Raw genomic sequence first — 16540 nt, 5'->3', positions numbered from 1 at the left:
TTCATTAAATCTTAGCTCTTACGTCATTCATTTTGAGTGTCATTGACAAGGCTTCTGTTTCGACCCAGTCGCTGTACTCTTCAATCGCTTTTAAACGTAGCTCATCTGTAATATATCCTTCTATTACCATTTGTCGTGATTGGGCAACCTTGATCCAGATCCCAAGATTGGTTTGAAAATCATCGTCGCCCTTGGTATAGGTCTGATCGGCGTTGATCGTTTCAATACCTGTAAATCCCTGTTGTTGGAGTAAAGTAGTGATTTCATCTGCTACACGATTGTTCATGCCCGCATCGGTACGCCAATTCAGAAAAGTTTGATAAAACTCCAGCATACTGGCCGGAGGTACCGGACTCCACTCGATTGCAATATGGTTATAATCTAGGATCGATAGCTGTCCTCCTGGTTTTAGCCAGGACTTGAAGCGTTTTAAGGCCGCAGGAATATCACTTAGCCATTGCACTGTTCTAGCAGTCATAATCAGGTCAAACTGATGTGGAGGCTCATAACTGAAAATATTATCACACACCAGGCTAAGATTGGCTGTGTCACCATACTGTTTATTTCCCATATCAATAAACGATTGGGTGTTGTCTAAACCAATGGCCGTTCCGCCAGCAATAAGCGATGCGGCTTCATTTGTTAGTGTTCCCGTGCCACAGCCCACATCGAGGATAGCTAAATCGGGTTTTAACAAGGGAAGGATAGTCCGATAGTCATTTGCTAATGTTCGTCTTTCAAATATTTTATTTGCCTGTTGGTCTTTTCTGTCAATAAATTTCTCTTTCATTTGATTGGTTTAGTGTAGTGTAAATATAATCTGCTTTGATGATAAAACAAACCTCTTTTTTCGACCGAAGAACCGCCTGAGGGTACCTTCGGGTCGATTAAATTTTTAACGGATGCGGTGTTATAATTTAAGCGGCTCCTTTTGATGGGCGCTATAAGGCCTCTTTGTAGTAAGCAACAAACTCCCGAAAGATGGAATAGGAAAGAGCGCTTTTTTGCGTGTCTGATGGAAATATTGGGAGATGGTAACCACCACTAACAAGGATCGTACGAATCCGGTTTGCCCTGTATAGCTGGATACTTTTGTTAAGTCGTTCCTGCAGCCTTTCCGAGGGACTGCCGTCGGGGTTGATGTTATTATGTAGGACAATACCGATAGACGCCTTGGTCTTTTTGTCATGTAAGCCATCGATGCAAATCAATATACTTTGGATCAGAAATAAGTAAGCCCAAGCTTCATTCCTGATTTAATGATCTTCAACATATCCTTTAGCAATTGATTTTTTAGTTAAATGACTCACCGTCGCTACATAGGTTGAAAATAGGAAAAAATAAGGTTAACAACTAAAAGACTCCTGCTAAGTCAAAAAAATGATATAACGAAGTTTCGGAGAATAAAGTCTTTCAAAGAATGAAACATTAAAAGTATTTATGGGGGGAATACTTTTAATGGTATTTTTTATTAATAGTTTTGTTTAAACAAAACTATTAAGTATTTGTTAATATACGAAACAACTATTTTATGAAGTATCTTTTTTCGATTATTTTAATTGTAGTGCTCTTGCAAGGTAAGACTGATGCCTGTACCCGGGTGGTCTATAAAGGACCGAACCAGACAGTGATTACAGCACGAAGCATGGACTGGAAGGATGATATTGCCGCTAATATTTGGGTGTTTCCCAGCGGTATACAGCGAAGTGGTGAGGTTGGTCCGCAATCGCTGACCTGGACTTCTCAATACGGTAGCGTGATTTCCAGTGCTTGGGATATTGCCACGGTGGATGGATTGAACGAAAAGGGATTAGTCGCTAACGTACTATGGCTAGTCGAATCTGCTTACCCCAAATTTGATCCTGCGGGGGCCAGAAAAGGGCTAGCAATCTCGGCCTGGGCACAATATGTACTTGACAATTTTGCGACGGTGGCTGAGGCGGTGAAGGTATTGCAGGACGAACCTTTTGTCATTGTGAGTGATTATATTCCGGGAACCGAAAAGTTTACAACGGTACACCTGTCCCTCTCGGATGCAACGGGTGACAATGCGATCTTTGAATACATTAATGGAAAATTGGTTATTCACCACAATGCGGCATATACCGTGATGACAAATTCACCGGTATTTGAGGAGCAGCTCGCTTTAAACAGATACTGGCAGGGAATTCCGGGGACAATTATGCTTCCGGGTACCAATCGGGCTGCAGATCGTTTTGTGCGTGCTTCGTATTATATAAATGCCATCCCACAAACAGCGGATACACGAACCGCTGTCGCGAGTGTATTTAGCGTCATTCGTAATTGTTCCGTCCCATTTGGTATCAGCTCGGAAACTGAACCCAATATTTCTTCTACCCGATGGCGGTCTGTCGCGGATCAAAAGCACAAAGTCTATTATTTTGAGAATGTGTTGACTCCGGGAACTTTATGGGTGGATCTTACTAAATTTGATTTGAAGAAGGGGGCTCCTACAATGAAGTTGGATTTAAAACAAGGAGTAGCAATTAATGGGATCTCAAATGGGCTATTTAAATCTGCCAACGCCTTTAAATTTATGGGTATATAGTAGCCGACTGGAAATATAAAAAGCAAATGGGGTGCCCGATATTTTTGGACGTCCCATTTGCTTTTTTATTGGCATTTCCTGCGGTCTTTTTTTCAAATACTCAATTCTCAGGAATGCTTTTAGGTATAGAATAACTTACCCCGCTTTTTATTTAACCGTAGTGCCGTCCGCGATTTCTTCATCGGCTTTGCTGACTAGGCGCATGGTCGGACTAAGGTTGCCAAAGACTTCTACCTGGCCGTCAATGCTACGCCCTTTTTGCACCGGAACACGGTTTGTTTTATTGTCTACAACGGCGATGACAAAACTTCCTTCACCGGAGGTAAAGACCGCTGTTTTGGGAACAACAAAAGTGCTATCCTGAGAAGTCAAAGGTAATTCGACTTCGGCAACCATGCCCGGAAGGAGCTTATTGTTTGTATTGGTAATGTCGATTTCAACTCTTTCGGATCGAAATCTGCTATCCAGTGCCCCCGATTTACGTGCGATCTTGCCTGAAAACTGTTGGCCCGGCAAGGATTTTACGGTAAATTGTAGCGGTTGATCTGTGGCCAGGAAGCCGGCATATTGTTCGGGTACAGCAACAGCCAAGCGGAGCTTGCTCTGCTGTTGGATCGTCATGATCGGCATTTCCGATCCTCTTCCGGCCGGCCCGACATAAGCCCCCTGATTGACATTCCGCGTGGCGATAACGCCGTCAAATGGTGCGCGTATTTCGAGATAGTTCAACAAGTTCTGTACTTCCGCATAGGCCGATTTTGCGGCCTGAAATTGGGCAAAATCAGCGTTCTTTTTCGCTTCGGCGACCTCAAGATCCAACCGGGCAACGGTACCTTCGACTTTACTGGTTTCAAATAATCTGTCGTAGGTACTTTTGGTCGCCATGTAAATTGCTTCCTGTGACTTTAGCCTTGATTTTGCTGCCGACAACTGTGAGCTTAATTCCGGTGCTTCTAGGACAGCTAATAGTTGTCCGGCCTGAACCCGACTACCGATATCAACTTTTAACGCCCGCACATAGCTGCTCACTTTGGCGTAAATTTCCACCTGCTGAAACCCGCTGATCTCGCCGGGTATTTGCATCTTGTTTGTTAGCTTCTGTTTGGACGGTACAAATGTTTCCAATGCCGGACTGGTTGTCTCTGCTGCTTTTTTGCCATTTTCTTCAGCAGCGGACTGACATCCGGTTAAGTAGACAAGTAGGCCGGCTGCGGATAATATTTTTAAGAAATTCTGTTTCATGATAAAGGTTTTAATGCTGCAATATAATGTTTACTTTCTTCATCTTCGGGATCTAGCGAAATGGATTGGGTGCTGCTTTTCTCTTGTGCCCAGGCAAATATCAGCGGTAAAATCACCAGTACGGCAAAAGTAGAGAATAGTAAGCCTCCGATAACGGCACGCCCCAAAGGAGATACCTGTTCACCGCCTTCGCCATGGCCTATAGCCATGGGCAACATCCCGACAATCATGGCCAAACTGGTCATAATAATAGGGCGTAGACGTAGTGAGGCTGCTTCGCGTGCGGCAGCCAAGGCGTTTTGATTGTGCTTGCGGATATGTTCGGCATTGGTAATCAGCAGCACTGCATTAGCGATGGATACACCAACGGACATGATAATACCCATATAAGACTGTAGGTTAAGCGTTGAACCGGTCAATAAAAGCATCAGCAGGGACCCAAGGACAACGGCTGGAACAGTGGTGAGGACGACCATGGAAACTTTAAATGACTGAAAGTTGGCCGAAAGCATCAGAAATATCACGATAATCGCTACAGCTAATCCAGCCTGCAAACTGTCCATTGTTTCGCTCAGCACTTTTCCTAATCCGATTTGCTCCACCGAAAGACCGCGGGGTAATTCACCTAACTCCTTAATGCTGCGTTGTACATCTTTAGAGGCTGTTTTTAGATCGGTATGATCAATATTGGCCGTGACAGAAATGTAAGGCATAGCACCTAAGTTGTCGTTTTCGCCATAAGTAAAGGAAGGTGTAATGGTCGCGATGTCACTCAGGATCGGCCGTGACGAATTTTTTAACAGCGGAATTTCACCGATCTCTTTCTCGTCTTTCATTTTATCAATGGGAACCTGTACCTGCACATTATAAGAGAGTCCGGCTTTTTCATCAATCCAGGTATTTTTTTCTGTGTAACGGGAAGAGGATGTTGCAGCAATCAATGAGCGGGTCACTTCAGCGAGGTCAATACCAAGCTGGGCAGCACGTACCCGGTCAATATTGATGTCATAGGACGGGTATTTGATCGATTGTGCGAGTTGTACATCCCTGAAATACGGAATGGCCTTTAGTTCTTCAATTAATTTGCCGGCGTATTTTTCATTATTCTTTTTGTTCTTACCCGCTATCCGTACCTCGATAGGTGTCGGCGAACCTTGGCTCAGGACTTTGTCGGTGAGTTCGATTGGTTCAAAAGAAACTTGCACATCAGGAAGAGCGGCTTTGAGGCGTTTTCTGTATTCATCGCGGAAACTGTCCATATCGTGGTGATAATCTTTGAGGGCGATTTGAAAAACAGCTTCATGGGGACCTGCCATAAACAGGTAGATCGGTGATACGGAGAACTGCCCAGGGTGTTGACCAATATAAACAGACGATATGCTAATATGTTCTTTACCTACCAGTTGTTCAAGTTCAGCTAATGCCCGTTTGGCCTTTTCTTCCGTACGTTCAATGCGGGTGCCTTCGACGGCGCGGAGTCGCATCTGAAATTGACTTGAGTTGACCTTTGGAAATACGTCCTGTCCAATCGTATTGAGCAAAACGAGTACCAGGCTTATTGCACCCACTAGGTAGACGACGGTGATAATTTTCTTCTGTTTGAACAGTCGATCGATCATTTTCATAAACCGATTTCTGAATCGTTCAAACAGGCTGATTTTACCATCGTTATTAAAATCTTCCCGTTCGACAAGAAGTTTCTTTTGATTCAGGGTATCTTGTTCGGATTCGACCGAAAGACCTGTTTCGGCAAATTGGACTTCATCGGCATTCAGGCCTTTTGGATTTATTTTATGTGCACCGGTTTTGTGGTGATCTTTCATGAGCCAATTGGCCATGATCGGTACGAAAGTCTGTGACAACAGAAAGGAGATGATCATCGAAAATCCGATCGACAGGGCCAGCGGTAGGAATAAGGATCCGGGAATACCTGTCATTGTAAAAGCTGGAGCGAATACGGCGAGGATACACAATAGAATCAACAGCTTTGGCAGGGCAATTTCCTTACAGGCATCCCAGATTGCCAATGCTTTGGGCTTGCCCATATCCAGGTGCTGGTGTATATTCTCTATCGTAACTGTACTTTCGTCAACGAGGATACCGATTGCCAGTGCCAATCCGCTCAGGGACATCAGATTGATGGTCTGGCCAAATAGTTTCAGGAAGAGTACACCCGAAATAACCGAGATCGGAATCGTTAGGATAACGATTAAGGCAGCTCTACGGTCACCTAAAAAGAGTAAAACCATTAAACCGGTGAGGATTGCACCGATAGCGCCTTCGGTAATCAAACTTTTGACGGAGTTGATGACATAGACGGATTGGTCAAACTCATAGGATAACTTGACATCTTCGGGCAAGGTATTCTGTATTTTTGGAAGTGCGGCCTTCAGGTTTTGTACGACTTCCCAAGTGGAAGCATCACCGGCCTTGGCAATACTGACGTAGACCGATCGTTTGCCATTGACGAGTGCATAACCTGCGGTAACATCGGCGCCGTCTTTCACTGTGGCAATATCACCCAGATAGAGATTTTGAACACCGCCTTTAAAAAGCGGGATTTTCTCAAAATCTTTTACATCCCGAATGGTGTTATTGGTGGGCGTAATATAGTTTTTGTCTTTTATACGGACATTTCCGGCAGGTGCGGTCTGGTTGTTGAGTTTTAATGCTTCGACGACCTGATCGGGGGTCATGTTGTGACTGCGCATGAGGTCGGGATCCACATTGACCTCGATGGTACGGGGGCTCCCTCCAAATGGTGGCGGGGAAAGTAATCCCGGTATGGAAGTAAATGAAGCCCGAACATACACATTGGCCAGATCCTGTAATTCGTTGTTAGACCGTTTATCGCTGCTAAGTACCAATTGACCAACAGGAAGCGAAGATGCGTCAAACCGGATAATAAAAGGCGGTTGTGACCCCGGTGGAAAGGAGGCCTGGATACGATTAGCCAATGCACTCAATTCGGCTGCCGCTTGGGCCATGTTGGTGTCTTCGTAGTAGGAGATCTTCATTAAGGTTAACCCCTGGATGTTTTTGGTCTCAATGGATTTGACGCCGTTGGCAAAAAGCAGGATATTGACGTAGTTTTTCGCAAAATAAGACTCCATCTGATCTGGAGAATAACCCCCAAAGGGGTGCGCAATATAAATAACAGGAAGGTTCATTTTGGGTAAAATGTCGACCTTGATCGTGCGTACTGCGCCAATTCCAAATACAATAAGTCCCATGACCAGTACAAGAATGGATATCGGCTTACGTAAGGCAAAACGTATTAAATTCATGCGGTGTTATTTATAATTCTTTGTTGAAAATATCGAAATCTCCAGCTGCAGCAGCTTTTAGTAAAAGTGACTGCCACAGGTTGATATGGACGATTTCGCGATCTGTTTCGGCTCTATTCAGGGTATATAAGGTCTGGGTGATATCTACAAGTGTTGCCAGGCCGTTTTTGTACATGGCCATCTTCTGATTGTAGGCCTGTAGGGCAGCTGACACCTGTCTTGGTGCTTCGATATCGCTCTGCTGAGCTAACTTGATTTTAACATCAGCGGCATCGAGCTGTGCGACAAATTGCGCCGCAGTAGTTTGATATTCCTCCCGCAAGGCATCGTTGGTGTATCGCTGTGCACTGATTTTTTTGTTGATACGTGCGATCGAGGTGATATTCCAGTTGATCCCTAGACCCAAAAGATAGTTTTGTCGGTTGGGACGAATACCCTCCCAATAATTTCTTGTAAAAGCTTGAAGGTCTGTGGTGTAATCGCTTTTGAAACCGGAACCCCTTGCCTGAAAAACTCCGAAAGCGGAGAGGGTTGGTAAAAATTCCTTGTTTGAAAGCTTCAGCTGTTGTTCGCCCACTTCAATCCGGCTTTTGTAATATTGAAGTACCGGGTTGTTGTCTACCAAAGCCGGGTCAGTGCTTAGCAGTTGAGCCGGTGTTTTTGTTACTAGGGCAGTGTCAATCTGAAGGTCTATCGAATTGATTCCCATCAATACCGTCAATTTGTTGTTTTGTTCCTTCACATTTTCCCCCGCTTGATTCAGGCTGATCTTGGCACGGGATACCTCTGCCGAAGCCAATGTTGAATCGACACCCGGTAAAATCCCATTTTTGGCTTTCGTCGCAGCGATGTTAAAGAAAACTAATGCACGATCCAGGTTTTTCTGTTGATTTTTTTGGAGACGTTGGCTCGCCAGAAGATTCAGGTAGGCTGCGGCAATTTTGATCTTATGTTGGAATTGTTCTTGTTGAAGGTCAATTTCCAATCGTTTGCTGTCCGCTTTGCTCAATTCGATGCGCTCTTTTTTGCGGCCAAAGGTGTAGATATCCCAATTGATGTTGGCAAGATAAAGCGCTCCAAAAGCGGAATTCCAATTTTGCTCCGGTAGTGCCGCACCCGAGGAAGCGACACCGAGTCCACCAAATCCATACAATGGGCCATTCTGTCCGTTGATGGTACCATAATCTTGTTGCGCTACAACGGTCAAATTGGGCCAGAAGTCACGTTTTACCTGTTCGTTGGTCTGTAGTGAAGATTGGAAATAATACGCTTTCGCCTTGATAATTCCATAATTTGCCAGACCTTGGTCTACAGCATCACGAATGGTAAGCTTTTGGGCAAATAAGGTTGAGGTCGCAAGTGATACAGCCAATGACAACACTAAATTCAATTTCAGCATAGGTTATATATCATTTTATGGAGACGAAGATAAGGAGCATGTCTGCTGTAAAGTCCGTTTAAAATGATCTATAGCGTTTAAAAGTGACCAATTTAATTCGTCATTTATTTTTCGGTGGTTATAAACTTAATACTTTTACTTTGTAACAGATTTTTAACAAAACAAGGGATTATGAGAAAGGTGCTGGAGAATAAGATCATACAGGAAATTACATTATTGATCTTTTCGTTTATCCTCTTTACGTTGAATGACTGGATCCTGATTTTAAGCTGGAAGGGTTTTTTAATGGGGGTGATCTATTTTCTGATCTTATACGTTCATGCGCAGGTGAATCGTTTTTTTCTGCTGCCGCTGCTGCTAAAAAAGAATAAAGCCATATTGTATGCGCTTTCTTCCATCGCAATACTGCTGGTTTTTGCCCTCATTCTAAAAGAAATAACGGAAAATGTAATCTACAAAAATTGTTTTCTGTACAAAAATCTTGCTCAGAAAACATTCCATTACCAATTGGGGGTATTATTAGGCTCGTTAATCTGTATTTTGGGCAGTATCCAATTTATCGAATTCTATCGCTTCCAGCGATTGAAAACACGCAGAGAATTGCTTTCCAACCAGACCCAATTGTCCAATTTAAAAAAACAGCTGAACCCTCATTTTTTGTTCAATACATTGAACACCATCTATGGTATCAGCCTCAAATTTCCGGAACGTACTTCTGAACTGATTATCAAGGTGTCTCAATTGCTACGTTATCAAATGGAAAGTAGCGATAGGGAATTTGTGTCAATGGATGATGAAATTGACTTTATATCGAGTTATATTGAATTGGAACGTGAACGTCTTGGTTATCGTACGAAGATAGATTTTGATTATCAGCGGGAGGAGGGAGTCAACTACCAGATTGCGCCGATGCTACTGATTACGTTTGTTGAAAACGCCTTTAAGCATGGTACCTGTAGTATAGAAGATTGTTACGTAGGGATTTCCATCAGGATTGAAAAAGGGAACTTATATTTGCATGTACGAAATTCCGTTCCCGTAAAAAAAAGGAACGTTTTTTCGGCAAAAATAGGTTTGGAAAATACGGTAGCACGATTGAAATTGTTATATCCCAACCGGTATCAGTTAAATACAAACGCCAGTAAAGAGGAGTTTGAGGTATCTTTAGTCATAAATCTTTAGCTATGGAGAAAAATCGCTGTATTGTGGTTGACGACGAACCAGCTGCACATTATGTATTGGTGAATTATATCGAAAGAAGCGCTGATCTGGAATTGGCTGCCCAATGTTACAATGCATTTGAAGCATTGGAATATCTGCGAAATAATAGGGTCGACCTGATTTTTCTGGATATTGATATGCCCGAAATCACTGGAATGGAGTTTCTGAAAATGCTGGACAATCCACCCAAAACAATATTGACCACTGCCTACTCGGAGTACGCACTGGAAAGCTATGATTATGGGGTTGTTGATTATTTATTGAAGCCCATATCTTTCCCCCGTTTTTTTAAGGCTGTACAACGTTTTCTTTCCTACACAAATAGTCTGGTGCCACAAGAGGAGGAACCAAAAGCAATTAGTATTCGCATGGATGGGCGATTGATTGAGGTGAAACTTGCGCAAATCGACTTTATTCAAAGTTTTGGTAATTATGTAAAAATTGTGACACCTGCCCAGACATACCTTACAGCCAGTACTACCCAACAGATTTTAAAACAAGTACCTGCTTCCAAATTTGTCCGCATCCATAAATCCTATATCGCTTCGATCAATAAGGTCAGTAAGTATGAGCATGGTATGGTGCAGATCAATGATATAAACCTGCCTGTGGGGATTACTTTTAGAAGGGAATTACAAGAACGCCTCGGCAACAGATAAGATTACACTTCAGATCGAACATGAGGCTGATGGAGTACCGGGAAATTCATTGAGTTTGCAATAAAGCAATATTCACTGGCCTTTTTGTGGAGTGCTATTGCTTTGTCGATCATTTCCGTTCGCTGGACACGAATAGAAGGGCTAAGTATAACCTCTTTAAAGAAGCCTTTGCCACTCTCTTCCTCGATCATTGTCCCTGTGGCATGGTCGATATACTCTTCAACAACAATATTGTTGACCGAACAGAAATGGAGATACCAGAGCATATGACAGGAGGATAATGAAGCAAGGAGCAGATCTTCGGGATTGTGTTTGCTGGGATCCCCACGAAATGCCGGATCGGATGAGCCTTGGATAATAACTTTATCTTTTACACAGATCAGATGGCTTCTTTCATAATTGTTGTAATGATCTGTACCACTACCCAAATTGCCAGTCCATTCGACAGTCGCTTTATATTGATGTTCTTTCATCGATGAATATATTTTTAATAGCTAATCCGCTATGAAGTTATAAAATATCCGAAACATATTTTCAATAAAATCCGATCGTCCGTGGAGTTGCGCCGGTGTTGGCGATCCTCTTATCCGAGCGGACTTCCTTAGCCTTCTTTTGGGTAATAATAAAAATATACTAAATGGTATTTTATTTTATATATTTGTCTTGTGTTATTAGTTTTTAAAATTAATATTCCTTCTTTTTTTTATGTTTTTGTTTTATTTTAATATACTGATTGGTATTTAAAGTAATAGCGTATTATGTTGAAATAATACGGTTGGAATTTGAGTGGAATGATAGTTAATAAGTGCATTAAATAATTTGAAATATGGAACAGTATGATCTAGTTATTATTGGTTCTGGACCTGGTGGTTATGTAGCCGCCATTCGTGGCGCTCAATTGGGGTATAAAACCGTATTGATCGAAAAATACAACACATTGGGCGGGACGTGTACCAATGTTGGTTGTATTCCGACAAAGGCTATTTTGGACAGTACCCACCATTATCACGATGCCGTGCATCATTTTGCGGCACATGGAATTACGGCCGATGGCTTGTCAGTAGACTTTGGACGGCTGTATGCGCGTAAGGATCAGGTGGTACTACAGAATACCCAGGGTCTTAATTTTCTTATGCGGAAAAATAAGATAACGGTAGTTCATGGTACAGCCTCTTTTGTGGATAATTCAACACTACGCGTTATCAAAGAAGACAACGAAAGTGAACTTATTCGGGGAAATAAAATCATTATTGCGACAGGATCGAAACCGGCTACTATTCCCGGAGTGACAATAGATAAGGAGAGAATCATCACGTCAACGGAGGCTTTATCCCTCAAAGCACAACCGAAAACCATGGTTATTATTGGTGGCGGTGTCATTGGGGTGGAGATGGCTTCTATATTCAATAGATTGGGAACTGAAGTTACGATCATCGAATATGCCGATCATCTCCTTGCGAATATGGATCATGAACTGGGAGATGGGCTCAAAAAGATCCTGTCGAAAGAAGGGATTCGTATACTGCTTCAGCAGGCTGTTTATAAAACTGAGCATCTCGGAAATGAGGCAAAAGTTTGGTTCAAAGACCGTTCTGGGCAGGAGCAGGAAATAAAGGCGGATTATGTTTTGGTGGCCGTCGGTCGCAAACCTTATACGGAAGGATTGGGGCTGGAAAATACGGATGTTCAGTTGGATGCTAAGGGAACGATTGTGGTAAATAGTCAATTGCAGACCGCTGCGCCCGATATCTATGCCATCGGTGATGTGATCGGTGGGGCGATGTTGGCCCACAAAGCGGAGGAGGAAGCGGTATTTGTTGTCGAACAGATCAACGGTCAAAAACCAAAAATACATTATGACCGGATACCTGCCGTTGTTTATACCTGGCCTGAAGTAGCCTCTGTAGGTCTCAGTGAAGAGGAGCTCAAAGCCAGAGGAATAAAATATCGCGTCGGTAGCTTCCCGTTTTCTGCCAATGCGCGTGCACGCGCAGGAATGGATACGCAGGGTTTTGTGAAAGTTTTGGCGGATCCGGTCTATGGTGAACTTTTGGGGGTACATGTGCTCGGCGCCAGGGCGGCGGATCTTATTGCACAGGCAGTCGTGGGGCTGGAATATGAAATTACGGCGGATAGCATGGCCCGGATCTCTTACGCTCACCCAACCTACTCCGAAGTCATGAAGGAAGCGCATACCATAGCATCGGGGCGACCATCGGTCAATATTTAGCTGTATTTGATTTGCAGAGGGTCATATGGGTGACTTTCTGCAAACAATAAACAATTGACGGAAACCTTGGTTCGGATTTAGGGATAAACTATATTTGCTGTATATCAATCAGCATTATCCTATGGAGCAACATCTATTAGCGGAGAGCATCCAGAATCAAATTGATCTTAACGCCCAAGAGAAGGAGCTTTTCTTTTCTTTTGTCAAATTGAAAAAGGTCAAGAAAAAACAGGTTTTATTGTTGGAAGGAGATGTGAGCCGCTATGCGCTATTCGTTGTTTCGGGCTGTTTGCGTAGTTATTGTGTGGATGAAAATGGCAATCCTTATATTCAGCAATTTGCTCCCGAAGGCTGGTGGATTGGGGATATGTATAGCCTTATCACAGGCAAGCCGGGGCATCTTGTTGTGGATGCCATATTCGATTCTGAAATCGCCATGATTGCAAAAGCGGATCTGAATAGGCTGTACCAAGAAATCCCGCAGTTGAATATCTATTTTAGGATACTGGCTGAAAATGCCCTGGTATATTACCAAAGCCGTGCGATGGAAAACTTACGTTTGACTGCTAAGGAACGTTATGAAAGATTTTGCACCCGATACCCTAGCTTGATCGCCTGCCTGCCCCAAAAGCAGGTTGCAGCCTATATTGGCGTGACCCCCGAATTCTTAAGTAAGATGCTGAATCAATAAATGCAGTTACCACTTTTCCTGTAGCAATGTTTCCAATTGACTGATTTCCTGCTGATACATTGTTTTCTTGCGTGTTCCAAAATAAAGGGTATTCTCCACAGGAGATTGTCCTTCCCAGACCAGTTTTATTTTACCGGAAGCAATAGCCTCCGCACATAAAAAATCAGGAACAATGGAAAAGCCCTTGTTATTGCTAAGGCATCGTATAATAGAGCTGATATTGGGTACAATGTAATTGGGACTGAAATCCGGATGTTCGCCAAAATGTGTTGACCAGAAATTCCTGAGGTGATCCATATCTGCGGCAGTGCTGTACCATAGCTGTTTTTTTAATAGCTCGGAAGCTTCTTTGATCTTATTGCTATGCAATAAAGATTCCAATTCGGTTGTATCTGTTTGGCAACCTGCGATCAGCACGATACGCTCTTTTGAAAAGGGCTGATAGACTAAATTCTGCTGATTGCCTTTTTGCGGTGTAATAATTAAGTCGAGTAATCCATTGTCCAGATCCTGTTGCATCTGTGGATATTCGCCGAATTTAATAATTAGGTTAAAGGGAAGCTGGGCAATATGCTCCTCAAGAGTGTATTGAAAGGTTTCAAAACACATACCAACGCTGATGGTAATACGTTCATCCAGGGCACGATTGTGAAAATGTTGTTCGCCTATTTCTAGCTTTTTAAGCGGATCAATAATATAATTATATAAAATTTTTCCTTTCTCTGTCGGTACCATCCGGCGTGCTGACCGATCGAATAGTTTGTGGCCAGTAAATGCCTCCAAAGAGTTGAGGTGCAGGCTCACACCGGGCTGTGAGATAAACAATTCCTGTGCAGCTGCAGACAGTGTACCGGTCTCATAAATCGCCTTAAAAGTACGAAGCCATTCTAAGTTCCATTTCATATCTATTATTTTAATGATACAAATATACAATTTAAATTATTTGTATTATCTATAATAATGATAGAAATTTGTGTTATCAATAATAAAAATAATAGAGATGAATATATTTATTATCAACGGCGGACAGGAGTTCGCACACTCAGGTGGCTCTTTTAATACCACAATTACAAATTGGACGGAGCAAACTTTGGTTAAGAATGGATTTGAAACCCGTGTGACCAATGTAAATGATGCGTTTGACGCGATGGTCGAAGCTGAAAATTTTAAATGGGCGGATATCATTGTGTATCATTTTCCTGTATGGTGGTTTCAGGTGCCTAATCGTCTAAAACTTTATATAGATGAAGTGTTTACAGCTGGACACAATAATGGAATCTATCGGAGTGATGGCCGTTCGCGTAAGAACCCTGCAATCAATTATGGTACCGGTGGATTGATGCATGGGAAAAAGTATTTTTTAACCTCAAGTTGGAACGCGCCAGATACTGCATTTACCATGGAGGGCGAGTTTTTTGACCAACATTCTGTTGACGAGGGGGTTCTTTTTGGTTTCCATAAGATGAATCAATTTGCGGGACTGGAAAGTATCGGAAGTTTTCATTTTCATGATATGGAGAAGGGTGCAACACAGGAACGTGTGGACAATTACGAAAAAGAGTATAAAGAATATCTGGAAGAAGTATTTTATTTTGAGAGCCAATTGTCATGAAAATTTATATAACCGCTATATTGAAGGTAAACCCCATCTATCGGGAGGAAGTCATGGCAGTATTGCTGCAGATGGTCGAAGAGAGTCGCAAAGAAGCCGCTTGTATTCAATATGACCTACATCAAACGATGGACGATGAGAATCAGTTTATCTTTTATGAAATCTGGACAGGCCGTTCTGGGCTGGATGCCCATAATCAGCAGCCTTATATCCAGGTTTTTGGACGAATGGCCGGGGAGAAGTTACAAGAGGTGCCGCAGATTTATTTAATGGAAAGAATAGCCTGATACTATTTTGTAAAGTCAGGGGACCGAGTGAAGGATAAAATGGGCTATTATTAAAAATATTCGGATCATTCGTGTTTGCGTTGTCAGCGACAAGCTGCTATTTATCAACACGAATGATTCTATTGGTCCCTTTTTCTACGCCGACGGTCAGCATATTTCGTTGATTCAGACTTTTTTGTAAAAGATTTAACTCATCTTTTCGTTCACCATTTTTGGTGTCCAACCAAAAAGAAGTGGCCATCATACCGATCTGTATCCTGTAAACTGAATCCTGATCAGGGACAACCTGTTCAATAACCTGATTTTCATACCAAATCAGATTATCATCATTCTTTTTGACAGAACAGGAAAATAGCATAAGACCTACGATTAATAAGATGCTTCTGCTCAAAAGATACCTAAGTTTAAAATCCATCTGCATGTTGTTTGATAAACTAAATCTACATTTTTTTCTTTACCTCGGCGCTAAAATATAGTATAAATCTGATGTTTGATACATTATCAATGTCTACGAGGTATTAAGTCAACGAGGTGAAAACAGATTCCAGTTGATGTCTATTGCATGGTTGGGCTCTTTACGTGTACGGTCTTTTTTTAAAGCTATTTTTTCTTGTATAGATATGTAGCTTCAAGATGATCAAGAAATTGAAATAGCTTATTGTTCATTTCGGTATAGTCGTAACCGCGGATTTGATCTGGGGGCTGAACAAACCTGTGCACTTGGCTTTTGTGCAAAAGATCTTTTTCCGCTTTGATCAGCAGTTCAACAACTTCTGAATTGAGTTCGATATGGCATTGAAAGCCGTAAACTAGTTCGGTGTACCTTACGATCTGTCTTGGGCAACCTGCACTGACTGCAAGAACTTGACTGGCTGCGCTAAGTCCCGGCATATCATTATGCCAGTGACCGACAGGAAGGGACTTGCCAAAATGCTGTATTTTCTCGTCTTGTAAACCATCTTCAGTCAGTTGGATCGCAAAGACGCCTATTTCTTTCTCCGGACTCGGTTCGTATCTTACTCCTAGCGCCTCACCGATCAATTGTGCTCCCAGACAAACGCCGACGACGGCTTTTCCAGCATGGATACATTGTTTAATCAGTGCAATTTCAGCAGCTGCATCATAATAGGGATATTCTTGTTGCGACGAATCTGGACTTTGGGGACCACCCATAATAACCAATAAGTCTATCATCACGCTATCTTGTGGTAGAGTTTCATTTTGATATACCCTAGAGAAACTCGTTTTATGTTGTTGTGATAAGGCCCATTGTAAATAGGCTCCTGGAGCTTCAAAATCTTCATGTTGGATAAAATGCACATTCATAAGTTATATTTATAGAT

The 16540-nt window shown here is 42.5% G+C and carries 16 protein-coding genes; 7 read left to right on the top strand and 9 right to left on the bottom strand.

Annotation, left to right across the window (positions count from 1 at the left end; genetic code table 11):
* Positions 1–4: 4 nt before the first annotated feature.
* Both HMAT_RS12955 and HMAT_RS27060 read right to left on the bottom strand, forming a co-directional pair.
* Positions 5–790: a class I SAM-dependent methyltransferase gene (locus HMAT_RS12955; RefSeq protein ID WP_104383094.1), complete on the bottom strand. Its 786-nt coding sequence runs from the start codon at positions 788–790 to the stop codon at positions 5–7.
* Between the two features lie 151 nt (positions 791–941).
* Entirely contained in the window at positions 942–1211 is a 270-nt protein-coding gene (locus tag HMAT_RS27060; RefSeq protein ID WP_158655815.1) for a hypothetical protein, read from the bottom strand.
* Positions 1212–1531: 320 nt separating this feature from the next.
* Here HMAT_RS27060 and HMAT_RS12950 point away from each other — a divergent pair, with 320 nt between their 5' ends.
* Entirely contained in the window at positions 1532–2569 is a 1038-nt protein-coding gene (locus HMAT_RS12950; protein WP_104383093.1) for a linear amide C-N hydrolase, read from the top strand.
* A 147-nt stretch (positions 2570–2716) separates the two neighbouring features.
* Here the strand turns inward: HMAT_RS12950 and HMAT_RS12945 are convergent, their stop codons facing one another.
* The 3 genes from HMAT_RS12945 to HMAT_RS12935 are packed head-to-tail and all read right to left on the bottom strand — an operon-like array spanning position 2717 to position 8497.
* Entirely contained in the window at positions 2717–3811 is a 1095-nt protein-coding gene (locus HMAT_RS12945; RefSeq protein ID WP_104383092.1) for an efflux RND transporter periplasmic adaptor subunit, read from the bottom strand.
* A complete protein-coding gene (locus HMAT_RS12940) occupies positions 3808–7098 on the bottom strand; it encodes an efflux RND transporter permease subunit (RefSeq protein WP_104383091.1) in 3291 nt (1096 codons plus the stop codon). Before HMAT_RS12940 ends, HMAT_RS12945 begins: the two co-directional genes overlap by 4 nt.
* A gap of 10 nt (positions 7099–7108) precedes the next feature.
* Positions 7109–8497: a TolC family protein gene (locus HMAT_RS12935; RefSeq protein ID WP_104383090.1), complete on the bottom strand. Its 1389-nt coding sequence runs from the start codon at positions 8495–8497 to the stop codon at positions 7109–7111.
* Positions 8498–8668: 171 nt separating this feature from the next.
* Here HMAT_RS12935 and HMAT_RS12930 point away from each other — a divergent pair, with 171 nt between their 5' ends.
* Positions 8669–9679 carry a sensor histidine kinase gene (locus HMAT_RS12930; RefSeq protein WP_104383089.1) on the top strand — a complete coding sequence of 337 codons (1011 nt, stop codon included), beginning with the start codon at positions 8669–8671 and terminating at the stop codon, positions 9677–9679.
* A gap of 2 nt (positions 9680–9681) precedes the next feature.
* A complete protein-coding gene (locus HMAT_RS12925) occupies positions 9682–10377 on the top strand; it encodes a LytTR family DNA-binding domain-containing protein (protein ID WP_104383088.1) in 696 nt (231 codons plus the stop codon).
* Positions 10378–10379: 2 nt separating this feature from the next.
* Here the strand turns inward: HMAT_RS12925 and HMAT_RS12920 are convergent, their stop codons facing one another.
* A complete protein-coding gene (locus tag HMAT_RS12920; protein ID WP_104383087.1) occupies positions 10380–10850 on the bottom strand; it encodes an OsmC family protein in 471 nt (156 codons plus the stop codon).
* 353 nt (positions 10851–11203) lie between these two features.
* Between HMAT_RS12920 and lpdA the strand changes: the two genes are divergently transcribed.
* Positions 11204–12607 carry a dihydrolipoyl dehydrogenase gene (gene lpdA / locus HMAT_RS12915; protein WP_104383086.1) on the top strand — a complete coding sequence of 468 codons (1404 nt, stop codon included), beginning with the start codon at positions 11204–11206 and terminating at the stop codon, positions 12605–12607.
* 121 nt (positions 12608–12728) lie between these two features.
* Positions 12729–13298: a Crp/Fnr family transcriptional regulator gene (locus HMAT_RS12910; protein WP_104383085.1), complete on the top strand. Its 570-nt coding sequence runs from the start codon at positions 12729–12731 to the stop codon at positions 13296–13298.
* 6 nt (positions 13299–13304) lie between these two features.
* Here HMAT_RS12910 and HMAT_RS12905 read toward each other — a convergent pair whose 3' ends face one another.
* Positions 13305–14201 (bottom strand): LysR family transcriptional regulator, encoded by an 897-nt coding sequence (locus tag HMAT_RS12905; RefSeq protein WP_104383084.1) that lies wholly within the window; start codon positions 14199–14201, stop codon positions 13305–13307.
* A 97-nt stretch (positions 14202–14298) separates the two neighbouring features.
* On the opposite strand from HMAT_RS12905, the gene HMAT_RS12900 reads away from it, so the two are divergent.
* Entirely contained in the window at positions 14299–14910 is a 612-nt protein-coding gene (locus HMAT_RS12900; RefSeq protein WP_104383083.1) for an NAD(P)H-dependent oxidoreductase, read from the top strand.
* Positions 14907–15197, top strand: a complete 291-nt coding sequence (locus tag HMAT_RS12895; RefSeq protein WP_104383082.1) for a putative quinol monooxygenase — start codon at positions 14907–14909, stop codon at positions 15195–15197. The genes HMAT_RS12900 and HMAT_RS12895 overlap by 4 nt, the downstream gene beginning before the upstream one ends.
* A 97-nt stretch (positions 15198–15294) precedes the next feature.
* Here HMAT_RS12895 and HMAT_RS12890 read toward each other — a convergent pair whose 3' ends face one another.
* Complete coding sequence (locus tag HMAT_RS12890; RefSeq protein ID WP_158655814.1) at positions 15295–15612, bottom strand: hypothetical protein; 318 nt, start codon at positions 15610–15612, stop codon at positions 15295–15297.
* Positions 15613–15797: 185 nt separating this feature from the next.
* On the bottom strand, positions 15798–16523 hold the full coding sequence (locus tag HMAT_RS12885; protein ID WP_104383080.1) for a GMP synthase: 726 nt from the start codon (positions 16521–16523) through the stop codon (positions 15798–15800).
* Positions 16524–16540: the final 17 nt, after the last annotated feature.

The sequence above is a fragment of the Sphingobacterium sp. HMA12 genome (genome assembly GCF_002933815.1).
Lineage (GTDB): Bacteria > Bacteroidota > Bacteroidia > Sphingobacteriales > Sphingobacteriaceae > Sphingobacterium.
This window is presented reverse-complemented; position numbering and strand designations above follow the sequence as displayed.